Below are 21,146 nucleotides of genomic sequence, written 5' to 3'. Positions count from 1 at the left end.
TCGGGTCCGGGATGACGGGAACCTGCGGCGGCTGCAGGAACGTGTGGTCGGCCGCGGTCCGAACTCGCCCGCCGGCGAGCTTCACCTTGGCGTTTATCGGCAGGTTGAGCGCGTTGGAGAACACCGCGTTCAGCGAATAGCCTCCCGACCCAGCCCCGGCGCCGGAAGGGGCAGGCTGGCAAGGCCGTTCGTGGCGCAGCCCGCGGTGACCATTGCCGCGGCCGCCGCCGCAAGCATTCCCCGCGTGCCCGCCGTCGTCACTTCTGCCCCATGGCGGCCATTCCGTCCAGCACATAGGTCAAGCCGAAATCGGGGCCGAAATCCTGGATCGTCCCTGTGCTGCATCCCAGTTGCCGAAGGCCCATCAAGTTGCATATCTCTTTGGTGTACTGGCTGTCGAAGAGCAACCGGTCCGTGAGGAAGCGTGCGCGCACGCTGCCGTTTGCCCGGTCGACCATGTTGTAGGCGTTGTCGGCTACCAGTGGAGCAAGGTCCAGGAGCTCGGCCAGGTCGCGCCGCTGATCGGTCACCATCTTCAGCGTGGCATTGCCACCCCGCGCGGCCTGCTTGATGTTGTCGCGGTTGGCGTCGAGCAGGTCGCCGGCCCGCTGGATCAGTTGATCGAGTTTGCGTCCCGTGCTGCCGCTGCCAATGTCCTCGTCGGCCATGATCTGGCTGACTTGGTGGATGGTGGAGGCGAATTCGCGCAGCTTCGTGTCATTGGCGGCCACCGCATCGAACAGCGTGCTGATGTTTCTGACTATCGTGGTGATCTGCTCGCGGGTTGTGGCGCCGCCGTCGCTGGACAGGCGCAGCGCCTTGGATAGCTCACCCAGCGCCGCTTTGATCTTCTCGCCGTTGCCTTTGACCACCTCGGTGCCGCCGCCCAGCACATCGGCGAGTGGGCCGCCGCCATGTCCGTCGCCCTCGAGCGACTTGGTCACCTTGTCCAAAACGTTGAGGACACTGCTGAATTCGACGGGCGTCTTGGTGCGGGGCAAGCCGATGGTGTCGTGGTTTTCCAGGGTCGGTCCGCCGCGATAGGGCGGCGTGAGTTCGATCTGCCGGTCGGTGAGAATGGAGGTCGACACCGTGACGGCCTGCACGGTGGCCGGCACTTTGACGTGGCGGTCCACGGTGAATTCGACTTCGACGTAGCCGCCCTTGGCATTGATCCTGGTGATCTTGCCCACCGGCATGCCCAGTACGGCCACCACGTTGCCCTCGTAAAGGCCCGCGGCGCTGTCGAATTGGGCGGTCACGGTGATCGTGTCTTCGTCGGAACCCAGGCACCACCAACCGATGCCGGCCACCGCTGCGATGACCGCGACGGCGGCGACGACGGCCACCGCTTTGGATGCCGGCCCCGTCACTTGCAGTCCTTGAAATACTCGATCATGCCGAATTGCTTGGCACGGCCACTGATCGCGCACATCCACGAGTCGATCAATGGAACGTTGGGGGCGTTGAAGTTGATCGCGTTGCCGTCACCGGTGAGGTTGGCCGCCTCCCGGAAGAAGATCGGACTGGTTTGCAGCATGCTGTGCAACAGGTCGTCGTGCGCAGACATCAGGTTGGTGAAGTCCCGCATGTCCTTGATCAGCGCGTCCAGGCCCGACCTGTCGTTGACCACGACCTGGCTCATGGTGTCGACAAGACTGGACAGGGATTGCATCATCGCGTGGAAAACGGCGCGCCGCGCGACGAATTGGCCCAGTAGGTCTTGACCCTGGTCGACCAGCGTTCCGATGCCGGCCTGCTGACGCCGCAGCGTGTTGGTCACCTGCTCGGTGCTGCGCAGCAGCTGCCCGAGCTGGTCACGCCGCACGGCGATGATCGACGACAGCGTGTTGATGTTCGAAATCGCCTGCGGCACAACCGCCGGCATGCCCTCGAGCTGCTTGCCGAGCACCGCAAGCGATTGTGCGAACCGGTCGGAGTCGACCTGCTCGAAAGTGGTGGTGGCGTCCTGCAATGCGGCCTGCAGGTCGTACGGGACCTCGGTGTGCGCCGAGTCGAAGGTGTTGTTGGGCAGGTGCGCCGGGCCGTTGGGTTCCAGCGCGAGGTAGCGCGAACCGAGAATGGTGGTGACCTTGATCTGCGCCCGGGAATCCTTGCCCAGCGCGATGTTGTCCCGGATCTTCAGCCCCGCCTCCACATGGTCACCAACGAGTTTCATGCTGGTGACGTTGCCCACCGGGATGCCCGCGACCACGATCGGGTTGCCGGCCCGCAGCGAGGCCGCTTGCAGGAACTCCGCGGTGTAGTGCCGGTATCCGGCGCCGAGCGCATGCACGAGCAGCATTACCCCGATGATCACCGCGACCACCGCGACGGCGATGAACCCAAGCCACGTCTTGTTGTAGCTTTCCAGCGGAAGCCTTCTCATCCGCTTCCATACGGACGGATCAGCCATCAGCCGTACTCCTGCATCTGGGGGTGTGCCATGCCTTGTTGCCCGGCGTCGCCGCGTTGATGATGATCGGCACCACGTCGTTGAGGCCGGGGAAGAACCCCATGAAATTCACGTCGCACACGTAGGCATTGCCGTACGCCCCCTGATTGCCGACCCGGGTGAGCCCCTTCAGCAGCAGCGGAATGTTGTCGCCGAAGAAGGCCACCTGCGGTTCGACGTCCATGATGTGTTTGGTGACGCCGGGCTGGCGATCGATGAATTCGCGCAATGCCGGGTACACGTCCGTGGCCGAGGCCGACAGCCGGCCAGTCACCCGGGCCAACGAACCCACCGAGGCGACCAGGTCCGGGCGCCGCGCGTCGAGCTCGCCGACGATGCTCCGGGTCTGCGTGATTACCCCGTCGAGGTCGTCGTTCTGCTGGGCCAGGTTGCCCATCACCTTGTCGAGATTGGTGATCACGCTGCCCAGGGCCTGGTCGCGGCCCGCGAATGTCTCTGTGAGCGTGGACGTCTGGCCGACGAGCGTGGTGAGCGATGACGTGTCGCCTTGTAGCGAGGCGATGATGCCCTTGGTCAGGTTGTCCGCGTCGTGCGGGTTCAGCAGGCTGAACAACGGTTCATAGCCGTTGAGCAGCGTAGTGACGTCGAAAGAGGGTTCGGTGCGTTCCAGCGGGATCGTGCTGCCCGGTGGGAGCGGCTCCGGACTGCCTTCCTTCCCCAAGGACAGCCCGAGGTAACGCTGGCCGACGATGTTTTGATAGGTGACCGACGCGAGGGTGTTCCCGAACAACCGCTGTCCTTGCTGCACCACGAACGAGACTCTCGCCAGTTTCCCGTCGAGGTCGATTTTTTCGACACGGCCGACGCGCACCCCGGCCATCCGGACGTCGTCACCTTCGCGAAGCCCATACACGTCGCTGAACACCGCCGAATACTTGGCGGTGTTGCCGGCCACGTCACGCCGCAGGCTCACGTACACCAGCCAGGTCAGCGTCAGCGAGACGACCATGAACAGGGTCAACGCGATGAGTGGGCCGCGAAACTTCATTTGGCCTCCCCGGGCGACTGAGCCGGTGGGTGAGCCACTGACACCGTGTTGCCACGGGCGACCGGACCCAGCAGCAGCTCGGTGGCTTCGGTCGCGGGCGCACCGGTGATCACGCCCAACACGTTTCGTTCGTACTGACTCCCCACGGGTCCCACGTTTCCCCCGAAACGGGAGCCGCCGAAGGAGGCCTGCGGAATCCACGGCGCCTTGGGCGCCACCGGCGCGACCCACGGTTCGTGCGGTTGTGGTGTCGCGGGCGCTCCTGGCGACGGGTTATCGGGATTCGCGCTCCCGGGCACGGGTGGTGACGGCGTAATCCCTGCGGGCAGTGGGGGATTGGGATCGGACAAGTTGGGGGTCGGGTTGATCAGCGGCGGGCCCACCGCGACGAGGTTCCCGTCCGGACCGATCACGGTGCCCGGCGGCGGAGCCAGATCCTTGGGCGGCTGATAGTTCTGCGGCAGCAGCACGTCGGGCAGATCCGGCCGCACCGGAATCAGCGGTGCGGTGAAACAGCTGGCCCCCTTCAGCTCGCCGTAGTGCGGACAGTCGGCGCGCGTGTAGGTGGAGCTGGGGGTGAACGTCAGCATCGCACGCATGTTGCCGAGGTTGGTCCGCGGGTTCCAGACCTGCTCCATGAACTGGTCGGCCAGGTTGTCGAGTTTGGCGACCGCGGGCACGAAGTTGTTCGACTTCTGCGCCAGCACACCCAGCACCGGGGTGACATCGGTGGTGATCCGGATGAGTTGATCGATGTGGTTCTCGAACGATTGGCGCGTCGTGCCAACCGTGTCGTCGGCACCCGACAATAGCGAGGCCAGTTGCCCGCGGGTTTCGGCGAATGTCCGCATCGGCTCCACGGCCTGGTGCAATGCGTCGAGCAGATCGGGCGCGGTCTGCGCAAGCCCACTGGTCGCTTCCAGCAGCGCGGACACCGTCGAGGGGCCGGTGTCGGTGCTGACAATCGAATTGAGCTGATCGAGAAGCCGATTCAATTGCGCGCCCGCGTTGAGCAGGCTCACCCGCCGGTGGTCGGTGGCGGCACCCAGTGCGGCCAGAATTCCCACCGATCTGTCATCGCGGTCGCGCCCGGCCGCGGCGAGCAGGTCGCGCAACTTGCTCACGGTCGTTTGAAACAGAACGGTCGGAAGTCGCTTGTCTTCCGGGATGTGCGCGCCATCGCGAATTTTCACGCCCGGGCCGTTTCCCACCAACTGAACCGACGACACGGCGAAGACATTGCTGGGCACCACCCGCGCGGTCACATTGGCCGGAATCGACTTGGCGTATTCCTCTTTGAGGTCGATGTGGACATAGTTGGGTTCGCCGTGCGCTGCGGGGACGACGCCGTTGACCGTCCCGACAAGAACGCCGTGGTATTTGACGTCCGACTTCTGCGGAAGGCCATCGCCCACGTTCACCAGATCGGCGACCACCCGCACGTAATCGTTGAGCCGGCCGGTCGATTTGACCAACATCGCGGTGGTGAGCAGCGCGCTGACCGCCACGACCGCAATGCCGATGCCGAACAGCTGCCGGTCGGAGGGGCCGCGTCCGTCCATCTCAAAGGAATTGGGCATATCCGCGACCTACCCGCCGAACCGTGCGCCGGAGTCGACGCCCCACAGCGCCATGGTGAGCAGCATGTTCACGATGATCACGACGGTGATGCTGGCTCGCATGCCGTGTCCCGCGGCGACCCCGACGCCCTCGGGGCCGCCGCTCGCGTAGTACCCGTAGTAGCACTGGATCGTGGATGCGATCCAGACGAAGATGACGGCCTTGATCAACGAATAGACGATGTCCTGGCCGGCCAGCATCAGCGTGAAGTAGTGCAGATAGGAACCGGTCGAGCCGCCACTGCCGATCCCCACCACTATTTGGGTGCTCAGGTAGCCGATCGCCAGGCACGCGGCGTAGAGCGGAACGATGGCCACCACCGAAGCGATCAGCCGGGTCGTCACCAGGTAGGGGATCGGGCGGATCGCAATCGATTCCATCGCGTCGATCTCCTCGGCGATGCGCATGGATCCCAGCTGGGCGGTGAAGCGGCAGCCGCCCTGCATGGCGAAGGCGAGCGATGCCATCAGAGGAGCCAGCTCGCGGGTGTTGACCAGCGAGGAGACGAACCCGGTGGCGGGACCGAGTCCGAGCAGATCCAGGAAGTTGTAGCCCTCGATGCCGACGAGCGCGCCGACGGTCGTGCCGAGGACGACGGCCACGCCCGCGGTGCCGCCACCCACCACGATCGAGCCGTTGCCCCAGGTGATGTTCGACAGCAGCCGCAAGAACTCGCCCCGGTACTGGCGCAGGGCTAGCGGCACGGCGACCAGCGCCCGGACCAAGAAGACCAACAAATGGCCGAGCCGGATGATCGGTACTTTGCCCCTGCGGTAGAGCCTGACGAGCGGGACCGAAATCGGTGCAAGCGGTTGATAAGCGGAGGCCGTCACGTCACAGCCCCGTCCTGGGCGACAACATGATGTAAAGCTGGCTGATGGCGACGTTGACGATCATCAGCAGCAGGATCGCCTCGACGACCGCCGCGTTCACCGAGTTCGCGACGCCTGTTGGTCCGCCCTTGGTGGACAAGCCTTTTTGGCTCGACACGACGGCCACGATCGCGCCGAACACGATCGCCTTCACCAGCGCCAAGATCACGTCGTCGGTCGTCGCGAACGACGCGAATGTCGAAACGAAGCTGCCCGGTGCCCCGTTCTGGAAATACACGTTGAACATGTAGCTCGCGAAGAATCCCGCGAAGCACACGACGCCGGTGAGGGCCACGCCGATCATCACGGCCGCGGCGAGGCGGGGGACCACCAGACGGCGGATCACCGAGACGCCCATCACCTCCATCGCGTCGGTTTCTTCACGCATCGTGCGCGAACCCAGGTCCGCGGTGATCGCCGACCCGACGGCCGATGCCATCAGCACCGCGGCCACCAGCGACGCCCCCTGCCGGATGACCGCGAGCCCGCTGGCCGCTCCGGCCAGCGACGTGGCCCCGACCTGGCCGGCCAGCAGCGCGAACTGGATGGAGAGGGTGACGCTGATGGGCAGCGATACCAGGATCGTCGGCAACACGGCGGTGCCGGCCATGAACGCGCCCTGGCGGACGAACTCCTGCCATTGGAATCGCCCGGTCACCAGGTCGAAGAAGAAGTATTGAACGGTGCGCACACCCAGAACGAACTGTTCGCCGACCGTCGTCAGCGAGGCGACCGGGTGACGTTTGACGTATCCGACCGACCAATCCCGAACGGCGGCGACTCCATCGAGTTGTGTCGTCATAACGGCCCGAGCTGCAGTCCGGCCAGCAAACTTATGGCAGGGGTCGTCGCGCGCCAGTTACCGCTTCCATCGGCTCTCTTCCCACCCGTTGAATTCCTGAGTGCCGAGCAGACTACTTCGGGTTCCATTAACGGCCGCTGACGCCAATTGTTATTAAAATAGTGTCAACAGATCCCAAGATTCTGCAGTTCATCGGCGTGTGCCGCATCACATTAGCTTACTTGATAGGGACTTTCAATAGTGTAGAGTCACTCATCTTAGTTCGTCGCGGGACGACACCATGGGGTTGGAATGTCGGATTGACGAAGGTGATGGCATGCCCTCAGCAAACACCGGCTCGCTGCGGGACCGACGCCGTGCCGCGTTGCTCTCCCAGATTCAGCAGACCGCGCACCGGCTCTTCGCCGAGCGGGGGTTCGAGGCGGTGACGACGGAGGACATCGCCGCGGCCGCCGGCATTTCCATCAGCACCTACTTCCGGTACGCGCCCACCAAGGAGGGCCTGCTCGTCGACCCGGTCCGAGAGGCGGCCGCCGAGATCGTCGGCTCCTACAGCGCGCGGCCGGCACACGAGTCGCCGGTGGAAGCGCTGATTCAGCTGTTCGTCACCCACGCCCGGGACGTCAGCAAAGTTGACGACCTCGACCCGTGGCGTCACGCCGTCGCAACCGCGCCTCACCTCTTGAGCAAATCCGTACTGGTCAGCGAAACCGACCACGCCAACCTGATCGAGCGGGTCGCACAGCGGATGGGCGTCGATGCGCTGGTTGACATCCGGCCCGCGTTGTTGGTCCACACGAGTTTGGCCACAGTGCAATTCGTCCTCGATGGGTGGCTAACCTCGGACATCGTCGCCAGCCCGCCTTTCCATGCGCAACTGGAAGATGCGCTGCGGATCACGCTCGCCGGATTCGACTGACCGGGAGCCCGAATCGTCGCCCCTGGCGAAACCGAGGTGACTTTGCTCGGCGCCGCGTGAAACAATCGCTGGCCGTGAAGACCTTCGAGGACCTGTTCGCCGAACTGGGGGAGCGTGCCCGCACCCGGCCCCCCGGCAGCGCCACGGTCGCCGCACTGGACGGCGGCATCCACGGGCTGGGCAAAAAGATCCTCGAGGAGGCCGGCGAGGTGTGGCTGGCGGCCGAACACGAACCCGACGACGCGCTGGCCGAGGAGATCAGCCAATTGCTGTACTGGACGCAGGTGCTCATGATCGCGCGGGGCCTGTCCATCGACGACGTCTATCGGAAGCTGTGAGCGTGCTACGGGTCGCGGTTCCCAACAAGGGCACGCTGAGCGAGCCGGCCAGCGAGATTCTCGCGGAAGCGGGCTACCGGCGTCGCACCGACTCCAAAGATCTCACCGTCATCGACCCGGTCAACCAGGTCGAGTTCTTCTTCCTGCGCCCCAAAGACATTGCGATCTATGTGGGTTCGGGGCAGCTGGACTTCGGCATCACCGGACGGGATCTGGTCCGCGACTCGGACGCGCCGGTACACGAACGCCTGGCGTTGGGCTTCGGGTCGTCGAGTTTTCGGTATGCCGGGCCGGCCGGGCGGGACTGGACGACGGCCGATCTGGCCGGCAAGCGGATCGCCACCGCCTACCCGAATCTGGTCCGAAAAGACTTGGCCGAGCGGGGCATTGAGGCCACCGTCATCAGGCTCGACGGTGCGGTGGAGATTTCGGTACAACTCGGCGTGGCCGACGCTATCGCCGACGTGGTCGGCTCGGGGCGCACCCTGAGCCTGCACGACCTGGTGGCATTCGGCGACCCGCTGTGCGATTCCGAGGCGGTGCTGATCGAGGGCGCCGACCCGGACGGCCAGAACGGGACACGGGCGGCGCGTGATCAGCTGGTGGCGCGGATCCAGGGTGTGGTGTTCGGCCAGCAGTACCTGATGCTCGATTACGACTGCCCGCGTTCCGTCCTGGAGAAGGCCACGGCCATCACGCCCGGACTGGAGTCACCCACGATCGCGCCGCTCGCCGATCCGGACTGGGTCGCCATCCGTGCGCTGGTGCCGCGCCGGGGCGTCAACGAGATCATGGACGAGCTGGCCGCCATCGGCGCCAAGGCGATTCTGGCTTCGGACATCAGGTTCTGCCGCTTCTGATCGAGCGGCCGAGCGTCACGCTAGCGTGACGCTCGAGGCGGGGTGCGGTGACCGCGGCTGTGTTAGCGTCCGCCTAGGGCTGTTTCGCCCGTGTCACCCCCATGGGCCGTCATCCCTGACCGTTGCCGGGCTGTTCGTTCCCTCAGGAGGGTCTTCGTGACACACGCGCTTATTCTGCTGCTGGCTTTGTTGATCGGTGTCGTCGCCGGGTTGCGGTCGCTGACGGCTCCCGCCGTCGTCGCCTGGGCCGCGTTCCTCGGTTGGATCGACTTGCACGGCACGTGGGCGGCCTGGATGGCCAACATCATCACGGCCATTGTGTTCACCGTTCTCGCCGTCGGCGAACTCGTCAACGACAAGCTGCCCAAGACGCCGGCCCGCACGGCGCCGCCGATCTTTGCCGCCCGGATCATCATGGGCGGGTTGGCCGGCGCGGTGCTGGGCGCATGGCCGCACTGGACGTACACCGCGCTCGGGGCCGGCGTCATCGGCGCGGTGCTCGGCACCCTCGGCGGCTATCAGGCGCGTAAACGTCTCGCCGCCGTGGCCGGCAAGGACTTGCCCATCGCGCTGCTGGAGGACGCGGTCGCGATCTTGGGTGGGTTGGCCATCGCCGCGGCGACCGGTCACGTGCTGACGGAGTACCTGCTGACGGCGGTTAAGTGACAGAGCATTTCGACGCCATCATCGTCGGCGCCGGACAGGCCGGCCCACCGCTGGCGGGGCGACTGACGGCGGCGGGCCAGCGCGTCGCGCTGGTGGAGCGCAAACTCGTCGGCGGCACCTGCGTCAACACCGGATGCATCCCGACGAAGACGCTGGTGGCCAGCGCGTACGCCGCGCACCTGGCGCGGCGCGGTGCGGACTTCGGGGTTTCCACCGGACCAGTCAGCGTGGACATGGCCAAAGTCAAGGCACGCAAAGACGACATCATGCTGGGCGACCGCAAGGGCGTTGAGGACTGGCTGGCGGGCATGGACGGTTGCACCGTGTTTCGCGGGCACGCCCGTTTCGAGGATCCGCACACATTGCGTGTGGACTCGCAAAATGGGCAAGACGTGCTGAACGCCGACCGGATCTTCCTCAACGTCGGTGGCCGCGCGGTGGTGCCGGACATCCCGGGCCTGTCCGACGTCGAGTTCCTCACCAACGTATCCATCCTGGAACTCGACACGCTGCCAACGCATCTCGTCGTCCTCGGCGGCAGCTACATCGCGCTGGAGTTCGCGCAGATGTACCGGCGCTTCGGGGCCCCGGTCACCGTCGTCGAGAGGGGTTCGCGCCTGGCGTCCCGCGAAGACGAGGACATCTCCGCCGCCGTCCGGGCCATTCTGGAGGACGAGGGCATCGACGTCGTCGTCGGCGCCGACGACGTGCGGATCACCAAGACCGGCAACGGTTTTGAGCTCACGCCTAGTGCGGGTGCGAAGCCCATTGCCGGGAGCCACCTGTTGCTGGCCGTCGGCCGGCGACCCAACACCGACGACCTGGGTCTCGAGGCGGCCGGTGTGCGGATGGACGCCCGCGGCTACATCGTCGTCGACGACCAGCTCAAGACCAACGTCGACCACATCTGGGCGATGGGCGACTGCAACGGCAAGGGGGCGTTCACCCATACCTCCTACAACGATTTCGAGATCGTCGCCGCCAACCTGCTCGATGACGACCCGCGCCGGGTCAGCGACCGCATCACCACCTACGCGCTCTATATCGACCCACCGCTAGGGCGGGCCGGCATGACCGTCGACCAGGTTCGCGCGTCGGGGCGCAAGGCACTTGTCGGCAAGCGGCCGATGACCAGGGTGGGCCGGGCGGTGGAGAAGGGTGAGACGCAAGGCTTTATGAAGGTCGTGGTCGATGCCGAAACCCGGGAGATCCTGGGAGCGGCCATCTTCGGCGTCGGCGGCGACGAGGCCGTTCACGAAATCCTGGACGTCATGTCGGCCAAGGCGCCCTACACCACGCTGGCGCGCACCATGCACATCCATCCCACCGTCAGCGAGCTCATTCCCACCATGCTGCAGGAGATGACACCGCTCGATTAGTGGCGATCGCTAGCGCGGCGAAGCCGGGCGAAGCGGGTCGCCACCATCAAACTAGCGCGCCGTCGTGGCCGGGCGACGGGAACGGCGTCGCCTGCTACGCGCGGCGGCCGGACCGTGGCCGGCAACCGCGGTCGGCCCGGACCGGCGGGCCGGGGCTGAGGCGGGCGCGACTGTCTTGCGGGGCGCGGCCTCGCCGGCCAGGGCGTGGATGACGGGAGAGGCCGCCGAGACCTGTTGGGGGACGGCGCGAATGGCCGCCTTTCGCATCATCGATTCGGTGTCGCGGCGTTGCTCGGGCAGCGCGATCGTGACCACGTCACCGGAGGCGCCGGCGCGGGCCGTGCGGCCGGATCGATGCAGGTAGGCCTTGTGCTCTGCGGGCGGGTCGACGTGGACCACCAGGTCGACGTTGTCGACGTGCACGCCGCGGGCGGCGATATCGGTTGCGACGAGGACACGCGCATGTCCGGCCGCGAACGCCGCCAAGTTCCGGTCGCGCACAGCTTGGGAAAGGTTGCCGTGCAACTCCACCGACGCGATACCCGACTGCGTGAGTTGGCGGGCCAGCTTGCGGGCCTGGTGCTTGGTCCGCATGAACAGGATTCGCCGTGAGTCTCCCGCGGCCAACCGGTGTACCAAGTCCTTCTTGGCTTGCGGGCCATCGACACAGAAGAGGTGATGTGTCATCGCAGGGGTCAGCGACGCCGGGTCCGCGACCGAGTGTGTCACCGGGCTGGTGAGGAATCGCTTCACCAGGATGTCGACTGCGGCGTCCAGCGTGGCCGAGAAGAGCAGCCGCTGGCCGGTCGCGGGGGTGGCCGCCAAGATGCGGGTAACGGTGGGCAGGAAGCCGAGATCGGCGAGGTGGTCGGCCTCGTCGATGACGGTGACCTGCACCGCACTCAGATCGATGACGCGCTGCTTCATCAGGTCTTCCAGGCGACCCGGACAGGCGACGACGATGTCGACCCCGGACTTCAGCGCCGCGACTTGCCTGTGCTGCGGAACCCCGCCGAAGATCGTGACCACGCGCAGGCGCCGAACCGCGGCAAGCGGTTCGATGGTCGCGGCGATCTGGGTCGCCAGTTCACGGGTGGGGGCCAACACCAGCCCGGTCGGCCGGCCCGGCCGCCGATTCCCAGCATCGAGTCGGCTTACCAGCGGGATCGAGAACGCGAGCGTCTTGCCGCTGCCGGTCTTGCCGCGGCCCAACACATCACGGCCGGCAAGCGTATCCGGCAAGGTCTCGATCTGGATGGGAAACGGCCGGTGAGCGCCGCCCTTGGCGAGCACGTCAACCAACGGCTGGCTCACGCCGAGGTGAGCAAAAGTTTTGTCTTCAAGCATATTTCATTGTCCCTAAGCATCGGTGGTAGCGAGATTGCCCGTCTGGCAACATCGATCGCCGCGACTCGAGGCTGTGCGGTGCGCACCTAGTCATCTCGGACTCGGCGCCCCGCGGGGACTGAGAGGAAATAACGAATCGATCACGACGTGCTGGCAAGCCGTTCGGCGCCAACGTTGTCAACAGCATACCGCACTCGCGGGGAGCCGGTTAGTCGGCGGTTACGCCACAGAGACCCTCGTCACATTGTTGGTGAGTGGTCGGTCATGCCGCCGGCTCGCCGTGATGCGAAACCTCCTGTGCCGGTGTATATTCCGGCCACCCCGGATAAGTCGGCGGCGTTCCGCCGAACAGCGGGCAGTGCTGCTGGTGGGGGCACCAGTCACATAACCGCGACTGGCTGGGACGGAAATCGCCCGTCTGCCCGGCGGATTGAATCGCACGCCAGATCGCCATCAGGGTCTTCTCAAAACGCAGCAACTCGTCGTGGTCGGGCGAGTAGTCCAGCACTTGGCCGTCGGCGAGGTAGATGAGCCGCAGCCGGGTGGGCGGGACGCCGCGGGTGCGCAACAGGGCAACCGCGTAGAACTTCATCTGGAACATCGCCTTGAATTCGGCCAGGGCCCGCGCGGCCGGCGGCGCCTTGCCGGTCTTGTAGTCGACCACCCGCAGCTCGCCGGTGGCGGCGACGTCGATTCGATCGATGAACCCGCGCAGCAGCGTGCCGTCGGCGAGCTCGACCTCCACGCGCTCTTCGCAGCGGTGCGGGTCGAAGCGGGTCGGGTCCTCGAGCCGGTAATAGCCGGAGAGCAGCGCACGGGCCTCGGCGAGCAGCTGGCCGCGCTGCGCGGGATCGAAGTCGCCGGCCAGGTCAGGCGCCGCGGCGATCACCTGCTCCCAGGCCGGCTCGACCAGTGACAGGGCGGTGTCGGGGCCGCGCTGGGCGGCGGGCAGGCCGTAGAGCTGTTGCAGGGCCGCGTGCACCACCGAGCCGCGCAGCTGTGCGGCCGACGGCGCCTCGGGCAACCGGTCGATCGCCCGGAACCGGTACAGCAGCGGGCACTGCTTGAAGTCCGCCGCCCGCGACGGGGAGAGCGCCGGTTTCGCAGCCGGCCGCGTGCGTGTGAGCGGCTGGTCGATCATGAGCGCAGCGTAGAACCGGGTGCCGACAACCCCGAGCACCGCCCGCGGCGAGTCGGCTGGCACGCTAGACGGCGTGTCCGCAACCGGCCCGTTCACCGTCGGGGAACGCGTCCAACTCACCGACGCCAAGGGCCGGCACTACACGATGTCGCTCACGCCGGGCGCCGAGTTCCATACCCATCGCGGCTCGATCGCCCACGATGCGCTGATCGGGTTGGAACAGGGCAGCGTGGTCAAATCCAGCAACGGGGCACCCTTCTTGGTACTGCGGCCGCTGCTGGTCGACTACATCATGTCGATGCCCCGCGGGCCGCAGGTCATCTACCCCAAGGACGCGGCGCAGATCGTGCACGAGGGCGACATCTTCCCGGGCGCCCGCGTGCTGGAGGCAGGGGCCGGATCGGGGGCGCTGACGTGCTCGCTGCTGCGCGCGGTCGGGCCCGAGGGGCGGGTGGTCTCCTACGAACAACGCGCCGACCACGCCGAGCACGCCCGCCGCAACGTCTCGGTGTTCTATGGCCAGGCGCCGGAAAACTGGGAGCTGATCGTCAGCGACCTCGTCGACTCCGACCGGCCCGACGGCTCCTTCGACCGGGCGGTGCTCGACATGCTTGCGCCGTGGGAGGTGCTCGACGCGGTGTCCCGCCTGCTGATCCCCGGCGGCGTACTGATGATCTACGTGGCGACCGTGACCCAACTGTCGCGCGTCGTGGAGGCTTTGCGAGCCCAGCAGTGCTGGACCGAGCCGCGGTCGTGGGAAACGCTGCAGCGCGGCTGGAACGTGGTCGGCCTGGCCGTTCGGCCGCAGCACTCCATGCGCGGGCACACCGCATTTCTGGTCTTCACGCGACGTCTCGCGCCCGGCGTCGTCGCCCCCGCGCCGTTGGGACGCAAACGCGAGGGCCGCGACGGCTAGCGGCGATCGCAAGCGCGGCGTTGCCGGGGGCGGCGGGTCGTCGCCTGGCTGAGCTTGCCCTAGTCGTCGCTGCGCTGCAGGCCGCGCCGCACCGATAGCAGCTCGAACTCTGGGTGCGCGGCCACCAGCCGTTCGGCCGCATCGAGGACGTCGACCGCGTGGCTCCGGTCGGCGGACACCGTGGCCAGACCGATGCCCGCGCGCCGGTAGAGCTCATGTGAACCGGTCTCGGCCGCCGACACGCTGAATTTGCGCCGCAGCTCGGCGACGACGGGGCGGATCACCGATCGTTTCTGCTTGAGCGACCGGACGTCGCCGAGTAAGACGTCGAACTCGAGCCAGCCGATCCACATGCCGGGTGTCAACCGGGTGGCTCCGGGGCCGGACCGGGCTCCGGGGCGGGTGCGGGAGCCGGGGCGGGTGCGGGTTCCGGAGCCGGTGCGGGCTCCTGGGCCGGAGCGGGGGCGGGCTGCGGCGCAGGGGCCGGAGCCGGGGCGGGTTGCGGCGCCGGTGGCGGTGCAGGGGCCGGCACAGGAGGCGGAGCCGGTGGCGGTGCGGGCGCAGGCGGGGGAGGCGGAGCCAGTGCCGGGCCGGGGGGCGGGGTCACCGCCGGCGACTTGCCCATCGCCAACAGCATTTCGCCGGTTCGCCGGGACAACTGCCAACCCCCTTGGAAGGGCGTGAATTCCATGGGGAAGTGGAAGCTGGCGTTTGCCCGCTGGGCGGTGTTGACGTCGATGGTCGCCACCACGTCGGCGGGGGTCTTGTCCGACCAGGCGATGTCGTGCGCGACGAAGTTCATGGGCAGGTAGCCGTTGTCGCGCAACGCGTTGGAAAACTTGCCCAGGGTGTCGGCGCTCTCCGGGGTCGCGCCTTCGACCAGACTCACCTTGTTGATACCCGGTACGTTCGGGTCGACGAGCCGGGCCAAGATGTCGGTAAGGGCTTCAGGCGTCGGCAGCGGGGTAGTCGGAAAACTAGCGACCGTGCTCGACGTGGCGGGGGCCGCCGCGGGCATGGAGGAGGCGATTCGGGGTTGCTGATGCGACGAACATCCCGAGAGGCCGGCCGCCGCCAGGATGGTGGCGGCGCTCAACGTTGCGGACAGGTGTCGGTGCATCCCGTCGATCAGGCCGGCTGCGGGGTCGGGGCGCTGTGCGAAACGGGCGCCCGGCGTGCCATCGGGCCAACGGGTGCAACTGAACTCACACCCGCGCTCGCCACGCCGACGTCGGCTGAGCCGACTAGGCCGGTGGCGAGGCTTTTTGCGGTCACGGCGGCCCTTTCGATCAGCGAGATTAGTGGCCGAGATTACCAGCGAGACGAAAATCTTAACTTTTCGTGGGTATTTGACTCCGCACATCATTGGTCAATCGCCGGTAGCTTTGAAGTATCCACCGCGCCAATTCGGTGTGGGAAAGGAGCGCAACATGGGTGGCTCAGAGCGTTCTGAAGCATTCGGTACCCCCAGCGAGTCAGGCATGTCCCCCGGCGATGCTGCCGAATTGGAAGAATTACGCCGCGAGGCAGCGCTGCTGCGCGAGCAACTCGAGCATGCGGCCGGGCAAGGTGGCGCCCGCTCCGCGCGCGATGTGCATCAACTCGAAGCCCGCATCGACTCGCTTGCGGCCCGCAACTCGAAGTTGATGGAGACGCTCAAAGAGGCGCGCCAGCAATTGCTGGCGTTGCGCGAGGAAGTCGATCGGCTCGGGCAGCCGCCGAGTGGTTATGGCGTATTGCTGGGCGCGCACGAGGACGAGACCGTCGACGTGTTCACCTCTGGCCGCAAGATGCGCCTGACCTGCTCGCCGAACATCGACGTCGCGTCGCTGCGGAAGGGCCAGACGGTTCGCCTCAATGAGGCGCTGACCGTCGTCGAGGCCGGCACCTACGAGTCGGTCGGCGAGATCTCCACGTTGCGTGAGCTGTTGGCCGACGGGCACCGCGCGCTGGTCGTCGGTCACGCCGACGAGGAGCGCATCGTGTGGCTGGCGGAGCCGCTGGTGGCCGAGGACCTGCCGGAGGGGCACCCCGACGCGCTCAACGACGACACCAGGCCGCGCAAGCTGCGGCCGGGCGACTCGTTGCTGGTCGACACCAAGGCGGGCTACGCGTTCGAGCGCATCCCCAAGGCCGAGGTCGAAGACCTGGTGCTGGAAGAGGTGCCCGACGTCAGCTACCAGGACATCGGTGGCCTGACTCGCCAGATCGAGCAGATCCGCGATGCCGTGGAGCTGCCCTTCCTGCACAAGGAGCTGTACCGGGAGTACGCGCTGCGCCCGCCCAAGGGTGTGTTGCTGTACGGCCCGCCCGGGTGTGGGAAGACGTTGATCGCCAAGGCGGTCGCGAACTCGCTGGCCAAGAAGATGGCCGAGGTGCGTGGGGACGACGCGCGCGAGGCGAAGTCGTACTTCCTCAACATCAAGGGCCCGGAGCTGCTGAACAAGTTCGTCGGCGAGACCGAGCGGCACATCCGGCTGATCTTCCAGCGGGCCCGCGAGAAGGCGTCCGAGGGAACACCGGTGATCGTGTTCTTCGACGAGATGGACTCGATCTTCCGCACCCGCGGCACCGGCGTCTCCTCCGACGTCGAGACCACGGTGGTCCCGCAGCTGCTGAGTGAGATCGACGGGGTGGAGGGGCTGGAGAACGTCATCGTGATCGGCGCCTCCAACCGCGAGGACATGATCGACCCCGCGATCCTGCGGCCCGGCCGCCTGGACGTGAAGATCAAGATCGAGCGGCCCGATGCCGAAGCGGCACAAGACATCTTCTCGAAGTACCTGGTCGAGACGCTGCCGGTGCATGCCGACGACCTCGCCGAGTTCGGGGGCGACCGTTCGGCCTGCATCCGGGCGATGATCGAAAAGGTCGTCGAGCGGATGTACGCCGAGATCGACGACAACCGGTTCCTGGAGGTCACCTACGCCAACGGCGACAAGGAAGTCATGTACTTCAAGGACTTCAACTCCGGAGCCATGATCCAGAACGTCGTCGACCGGGCGAAGAAGAACGCGATCAAGTCGGTGCTCGAGACCGGGCAACCGGGTCTGCGCATTCAGCATCTGCTCGACTCGATCGTCGACGAGTTCGCCGAGAACGAGGACCTGCCCAACACCACCAACCCCGATGACTGGGCACGGATTTCGGGCAAGAAGGGCGAGCGGATCGTCTACATCCGCACGCTGGTCACCGGCAAGAGCTCCAGCGCATCGCGGGCCATCGACACCGAGTCCAACCTCGGCCAATACCTGTAGGGCGACAAGCCGGCGCGGCGCGGTTCAGCGTCAGTCGGTCACCAGCGAATAGCTGTTGGTCAGATTGTCCTGCAGCACTTGGGCCGCCCGGGTCCGGGTGTCCACGCGCAGCTCGTCGGTGAGGACACGCGGCTGGTAGGTCCACCCCGCCGGCAGGTCGAGCCGGTCGGCGAGTCGCGGCAGATCGGCTTGCGACAGGTTGGGGTCGGCGACCTGGCTCAAGGTCTGCATCACCCAGTGCTGTCCCTGGGGGTCGATGAGTTCATAGATCTGTTGTCCGGCGTTGAAGACGAAGACCGTGTGGCGATTGACCTTGTTCGGAACATAGGGCGCGGGATTCATCGAGGACAACAGGACCGTCGCCTGCTGGATCATGTCGATGCCGCCGAAGGTCTTGGTCACCTGGGGACCTTGGGCGTCTTTCTCGATGGCGTTCATCAGCCAGTACCGCGGACCGTTGAGCAGCGCTGCGGCCACGCCGTTTTCGGCGGCGATGGCGTGTGGGTCGAGCGCGGACCATAGTTCGGCGGGGCAGTCGTTGAGTGGAAAGCTGTTGTAGACCGTTGCCTGCGGGCCGGCTTCGCCGGCGGTCACCAGCAGCACTTCGCCGTAGCGTTTTCCGGCCAGGTCGAGCGCGTGTTTACCGACGTGGTCGGATTCGGGGGCGGACACACGGTGAAGTTAGTCACTACCGTCGGTGCCGTCAACAGCAACCGCTGACGGTGCGACGGCGCCGCGGTAGCGGTTGCGGGCCGCCAGGGCCGTGTGCAGATCGTCGATCAGCGGGTCGAGGAACATTCCCCGGTACTCGGCGTCGTCGACCGCGCGGGCGCTGATGTACATGAACGTCAGCGCGCCCAGGAACAGGCACATGTGGATCAGCGAATCCGGCGCAGGGAACGTGAAGCCGAATACCGTCGAGGTGGTGGCGGTGTTGTGCGCCCATTCCTTGAGCAGCGGTGGCGTCAAAATGATCAGGCCGAGGACCAGATACATCGTCGCGCCGACTGCGGCCACCACCAGGATCTCGATGAGTTGTGAGGTCGCCAGCAGGAACACCACATTGAGGCGTTCTGCGCGTTTGAGCGGGGAGCCGGCCGCGGGATCATGCATCGCCGCAAACGGTGTGCCGGCAAGGTTCTCGCTGCCTTGAGGTAGCGATGCCGTCGACTTCAACAGGGGCCGCACCCGTTCGACGGTCTTGGACACGACGAAGGTCCCTGCGATGCCGAGCAGGAAAACGATTGCCAGCGACAGTCTTTCGCCGTTGATGTTCGCCGCCATCAGCCAGACGTAGGTGTTGAAGAACACCAACGCGGTCAGCAGCACGATGGGCAGGGCGCGGACCGCCAGCGTCCCGACCGTGGACAGGTGCTCCATCGTCATGCGCACCGCCCAGGCGAACACCGACCCGACGCCGCTGCCGGTCAGCGCCAAGACCAGAACCAGGATGACGGCGTGCCTGGTCAACTGTGTGGGGCCGGATTCGATGACACCGCACGTGACCGCGACGCCCAGTGCCACGGTCGCGACGGTCGCGCGGTTGCGCCCGCTCGACGTCCGCGACACCAGCCAACCGGCCAGCGCGGCCAGCGGGAGAGCGAGCGCGAGCAGCGCCAGAATCACCCACTGGTGAGTCGTGGGCGTTCCGCTGATGAAGACCTCGTTGCCGTCGCTGACGAAATAGACGCCCAGCAGGCAGACCTCCACCGCCGCCCAGGCCGCCAGCACGGGAGCGCATCGCGGCCACAGCCGCCGCCACCGGCCGCGCGGGGTCAGCACCGACGGCAACCCACGCTCTAAGAACCACTGTTCAGCCGCGGCCGCCTGCCTGCGGTCCGGCGTGCGGCGCAGAGTTGGGTCCACATCCGGTCACCCTAGTGGCGCGGCAACCTCGCGCCGGCCGTTTTCCCCCTGCGCGAGGACGGATCGTCGCCCGGCCTACGCTGAACGCATGCAACGGATTATCGGGACGGAGGTCGAGTACGGCATTTCGTCGCCGTCCGACCCGACCGCCAACCCGATCCTCACCTCGACCCAAGCGGTGTTGGCCTATGCCGCCGCCGCCGGCATTCAACGCGCCAAGCGCACCCGATGGGACTACGAGGTGGAATCGCCCCTGCGCGACGCCCGTGGTTTCGACCTGAGCCGCTCGGCCGGACCGCCGCCGGTGGTCGACGCCGACGAGGTCGGCGCCGCCAACATGATTCTGACCAACGGGGCCAGGCTCTACGTCGACCACGCCCACCCCGAATACTCGGCGCCCGAGTGCACCGACCCGCTCGACGCGGTGATCTGGGACAAGGCCGGCGAGCGGGTCATGGAGGCCGCCGCCCGGCACGTCGCCAGCGTGCCCGGGGCCGCCAAGCTGCAGCTCTACAAGAACAATGTGGACGGCAAAGGCGCCTCCTACGGCGCGCACGAAAACTACCTGATGTCGCGGCAGACGCCGTTTTCGTCGATCATCGCCGGACTGACCCCTTTTCTGGTGTCGCGGCAGGTGGTCACCGGCTCCGGCCGGGTGGGCATCGGGCCGTCCGGTGACGAGCCCGGCTTCCAGCTGTCGCAGCGCTCCGATTACATCGAGGTCGAGGTCGGCCTCGAAACCACCCTCAAGCGGGGCATCATCAACACCCGCGACGAACCGCACGCCGACGCCGACCGATACCGCCGGCTGCACGTCATCATCGGCGACGCCAACCTGGCCGAGACGTCGACCTATCTGAAGCTGGGCACCACGGCGCTGGTGCTGGACCTGATCGAAGTCGGCCCGGAGCACGGGATCGACCTGAGCGACTTGGTGCTGGCCCGGCCGGTGCATGCGGTCCACGCGATCAGCCGCGACCCGTCGCTGCGGGCCGTCGTGGCGCTGGCCGACGGTCGCGAATTGACGGCCCTTGCGTTGCAACGGATTTACCTGGACCGGGTGGCGAAGCTGGTCGACAGCCGCGACCCCGACCCCCGCGCGGCCGACATCGTTCAGACCTGGGCGCAAGTGCTCGACCAACTCGAGCGGGACCCGATGGAGTGCGCCGAGGTGCTCGACTGGCCGGCCAAGCTGCGCCTGCTCGAGGGTTTCCGGCAGCGGGAGAATCTCAGCTGGTCGGCACCGCGGCTGCACCTGGTCGACCTGCAGTATTCCGATGTCCGGCTGGACAAGGGCCTGTACAACCGGCTCGTCGCGCGTGGCTCGATGAAGCGTCTGGTCACCGAACACCAGGTGCTGGAGGCTGTGGACAACCCGCCGACCGACACGCGCGCGTACTTCCGCGGTGAATGCCTGCGCAGGTTCGGCGCCGACATCGCCGCGGCCAGTTGGGACTCGGTGATCTTCGACCTGGGTGGCGACTCGCTGGTGCGGATTCCGACACTGGAGCCGCTGCGCGGCAGTAAGGCGCACGTCGGAGCGCTGCTGGACTCGGTGGATAGCGCCGCCGAACTGGTGGAACAACTCACCAGCTAAGCCGGTTAGACCGGGGAACGTCGGGGTTGACCGGTAGGGTAGAGATACCAGCGGGGCAGTGTGGCTTTGGAACCAAGCAAGCCGCTGAACAAGTTCAGATGA

19 protein-coding genes and 2 pseudogenes are annotated in these 21,146 nt (G+C 66.6%); 8 read left to right on the top strand and 13 right to left on the bottom strand.

What is annotated here, in order from left to right; translation table 11 throughout:
• Nucleotides 1-61: 61 nt before the first annotated feature.
• The 7 genes and pseudogenes from H7J89_RS03195 to H7J89_RS03165 form a co-directional block, all read right to left on the bottom strand.
• Nucleotides 62-237, bottom strand: a pseudogene (locus tag H7J89_RS03195) (mammalian cell entry protein); the annotation flags it as partial.
• A gap of 20 nt (nt 238-257) precedes the next feature.
• Nucleotides 258-1,373 (bottom strand): MCE family protein, encoded by a 1,116-nt coding sequence (locus tag H7J89_RS03190; protein ID WP_264036432.1) that lies wholly within the window; start codon nt 1,371-1,373, stop codon nt 258-260.
• On the bottom strand, nt 1,370-2,416 hold the full coding sequence (locus H7J89_RS03185; RefSeq protein WP_264036430.1) for an MCE family protein: 1,047 nt from the start codon (nt 2,414-2,416) through the stop codon (nt 1,370-1,372). Before H7J89_RS03185 ends, H7J89_RS03190 begins: the two co-directional genes overlap by 4 nt.
• Nucleotides 2,409-3,464, bottom strand: coding sequence for an MlaD family protein (locus tag H7J89_RS03180; protein WP_264036429.1), 1,056 nt, complete (start codon nt 3,462-3,464; stop codon nt 2,409-2,411). The genes H7J89_RS03185 and H7J89_RS03180 overlap by 8 nt, the downstream gene beginning before the upstream one ends.
• A complete protein-coding gene (locus H7J89_RS03175; protein ID WP_264036426.1) occupies nt 3,461-5,044 on the bottom strand; it encodes an MlaD family protein in 1,584 nt (527 codons plus the stop codon). The genes H7J89_RS03180 and H7J89_RS03175 overlap by 4 nt, the downstream gene beginning before the upstream one ends.
• A gap of 9 nt (nt 5,045-5,053) precedes the next feature.
• Entirely contained in the window at nt 5,054-5,917 is an 864-nt protein-coding gene (locus tag H7J89_RS03170; RefSeq protein ID WP_264036423.1) for an ABC transporter permease, read from the bottom strand.
• 1 nt (nt 5,918) lies between these two features.
• A complete protein-coding gene (locus H7J89_RS03165; RefSeq protein ID WP_264036421.1) occupies nt 5,919-6,758 on the bottom strand; it encodes an MlaE family ABC transporter permease in 840 nt (279 codons plus the stop codon).
• A 316-nt stretch (nt 6,759-7,074) separates the two neighbouring features.
• Here H7J89_RS03165 and H7J89_RS03160 point away from each other — a divergent pair, with 316 nt between their 5' ends.
• The 5 genes from H7J89_RS03160 (at nt 7,075) to H7J89_RS03140 (ending at nt 10,920) form a co-directional block, all read left to right on the top strand.
• On the top strand, nt 7,075-7,677 hold the full coding sequence (locus H7J89_RS03160; RefSeq protein ID WP_264036419.1) for a TetR/AcrR family transcriptional regulator: 603 nt from the start codon (nt 7,075-7,077) through the stop codon (nt 7,675-7,677).
• A 56-nt stretch (nt 7,678-7,733) separates the two neighbouring features.
• Nucleotides 7,734-8,015: a phosphoribosyl-ATP diphosphatase gene (locus H7J89_RS03155; RefSeq protein WP_264036416.1), complete on the top strand. Its 282-nt coding sequence runs from the start codon at nt 7,734-7,736 to the stop codon at nt 8,013-8,015.
• 2 nt (nt 8,016-8,017) lie between these two features.
• Nucleotides 8,018-8,875 (top strand): ATP phosphoribosyltransferase, encoded by an 858-nt coding sequence (gene hisG / locus H7J89_RS03150; RefSeq protein ID WP_067201021.1) that lies wholly within the window; start codon nt 8,018-8,020, stop codon nt 8,873-8,875.
• Nucleotides 8,876-9,031: 156 nt separating this feature from the next.
• Nucleotides 9,032-9,541, top strand: coding sequence for a DUF4126 domain-containing protein (locus H7J89_RS03145; RefSeq protein WP_264036414.1), 510 nt, complete (start codon nt 9,032-9,034; stop codon nt 9,539-9,541).
• Nucleotides 9,538-10,920: an FAD-containing oxidoreductase gene (locus tag H7J89_RS03140; protein ID WP_264036412.1), complete on the top strand. Its 1,383-nt coding sequence runs from the start codon at nt 9,538-9,540 to the stop codon at nt 10,918-10,920. The genes H7J89_RS03145 and H7J89_RS03140 overlap by 4 nt, the downstream gene beginning before the upstream one ends.
• A gap of 51 nt (nt 10,921-10,971) precedes the next feature.
• Here H7J89_RS03140 and H7J89_RS03135 read toward each other — a convergent pair whose 3' ends face one another.
• Together H7J89_RS03135 and H7J89_RS03130 are read right to left on the bottom strand one after the other, a co-directional pair.
• Nucleotides 10,972-12,267: a DEAD/DEAH box helicase gene (locus tag H7J89_RS03135; RefSeq protein WP_264036410.1), complete on the bottom strand. Its 1,296-nt coding sequence runs from the start codon at nt 12,265-12,267 to the stop codon at nt 10,972-10,974.
• Nucleotides 12,268-12,529: 262 nt separating this feature from the next.
• Nucleotides 12,530-13,408: a RecB family exonuclease gene (locus H7J89_RS03130; protein WP_264036563.1), complete on the bottom strand. Its 879-nt coding sequence runs from the start codon at nt 13,406-13,408 to the stop codon at nt 12,530-12,532.
• Between the two features lie 73 nt (nt 13,409-13,481).
• On the opposite strand from H7J89_RS03130, the gene trmI reads away from it, so the two are divergent.
• Complete coding sequence (trmI, locus tag H7J89_RS03125; RefSeq protein WP_264036408.1) at nt 13,482-14,324, top strand: tRNA (adenine(58)-N(1))-methyltransferase TrmI; 843 nt, start codon at nt 13,482-13,484, stop codon at nt 14,322-14,324.
• A gap of 59 nt (nt 14,325-14,383) precedes the next feature.
• On the opposite strand, the gene H7J89_RS03120 is transcribed toward trmI, so the two are convergent.
• Together H7J89_RS03120 and lppK are read right to left on the bottom strand one after the other, a co-directional pair.
• Nucleotides 14,384-14,677 (bottom strand): DUF503 domain-containing protein, encoded by a 294-nt coding sequence (locus tag H7J89_RS03120; protein WP_066946832.1) that lies wholly within the window; start codon nt 14,675-14,677, stop codon nt 14,384-14,386.
• A gap of 194 nt (nt 14,678-14,871) precedes the next feature.
• Nucleotides 14,872-15,444, bottom strand: a pseudogene (gene lppK / locus H7J89_RS03115) (lipoprotein LppK); the annotation flags it as partial.
• A gap of 310 nt (nt 15,445-15,754) precedes the next feature.
• Here lppK and arc point away from each other — a divergent pair.
• Complete coding sequence (arc, locus tag H7J89_RS03110) at nt 15,755-17,581, top strand: proteasome ATPase (RefSeq protein WP_264036405.1); 1,827 nt, start codon at nt 15,755-15,757, stop codon at nt 17,579-17,581.
• A gap of 30 nt (nt 17,582-17,611) precedes the next feature.
• Here arc and H7J89_RS03105 read toward each other — a convergent pair whose 3' ends face one another.
• Both H7J89_RS03105 and H7J89_RS03100 read right to left on the bottom strand, forming a co-directional pair.
• Nucleotides 17,612-18,253 (bottom strand): hypothetical protein, encoded by a 642-nt coding sequence (locus H7J89_RS03105; protein ID WP_264036403.1) that lies wholly within the window; start codon nt 18,251-18,253, stop codon nt 17,612-17,614.
• Between the two features lie 9 nt (nt 18,254-18,262).
• Entirely contained in the window at nt 18,263-19,447 is a 1,185-nt protein-coding gene (locus tag H7J89_RS03100; RefSeq protein ID WP_264036400.1) for a hypothetical protein, read from the bottom strand.
• Nucleotides 19,448-19,535: 88 nt separating this feature from the next.
• On the opposite strand from H7J89_RS03100, the gene dop reads away from it, so the two are divergent.
• A complete protein-coding gene (gene dop / locus H7J89_RS03095) occupies nt 19,536-21,044 on the top strand; it encodes a pup deamidase/depupylase (protein WP_264036398.1) in 1,509 nt (502 codons plus the stop codon).
• Nucleotides 21,045-21,146 lie beyond the last annotated feature (102 nt).

The sequence above is a fragment of the Mycobacterium paraffinicum genome (assembly GCF_025822865.1).
GTDB classification, from domain to species: Bacteria; Actinomycetota; Actinomycetes; order Mycobacteriales; family Mycobacteriaceae; genus Mycobacterium; species Mycobacterium paraffinicum.
This window is presented reverse-complemented; position numbering and strand designations above follow the sequence as displayed.

Coding starts and splice junctions, on each gene's coding strand:
- H7J89_RS03120 (WP_066946832.1), bottom strand. CDS start 14,677: ATGTGGATCGGCTGGCTCGAGTTCGACGTCTTACTCGGCGACGTCCGG.
- H7J89_RS03175 (WP_264036426.1), bottom strand. CDS start 5,044: ATGCCCAATTCCTTTGAGATGGACGGACGCGGCCCCTCCGACCGGCAG.
- dop (WP_264036398.1), top strand. CDS start 19,536: ATGCAACGGATTATCGGGACGGAGGTCGAGTACGGCATTTCGTCGCCG.
- H7J89_RS03180 (WP_264036429.1), bottom strand. CDS start 3,464: ATGAAGTTTCGCGGCCCACTCATCGCGTTGACCCTGTTCATGGTCGTC.
- H7J89_RS03165 (WP_264036421.1), bottom strand. CDS start 6,758: ATGACGACACAACTCGATGGAGTCGCCGCCGTTCGGGATTGGTCGGTC.
- H7J89_RS03185 (WP_264036430.1), bottom strand. CDS start 2,416: ATGGCTGATCCGTCCGTATGGAAGCGGATGAGAAGGCTTCCGCTGGAA.
- arc (WP_264036405.1), top strand. CDS start 15,755: ATGGGTGGCTCAGAGCGTTCTGAAGCATTCGGTACCCCCAGCGAGTCA.
- H7J89_RS03130 (WP_264036563.1), bottom strand. CDS start 13,408: ATGATCGACCAGCCGCTCACACGCACGCGGCCGGCTGCGAAACCGGCG.
- H7J89_RS03135 (WP_264036410.1), bottom strand. CDS start 12,267: ATGCTTGAAGACAAAACTTTTGCTCACCTCGGCGTGAGCCAGCCGTTG.
- H7J89_RS03160 (WP_264036419.1), top strand. CDS start 7,075: ATGCCCTCAGCAAACACCGGCTCGCTGCGGGACCGACGCCGTGCCGCG.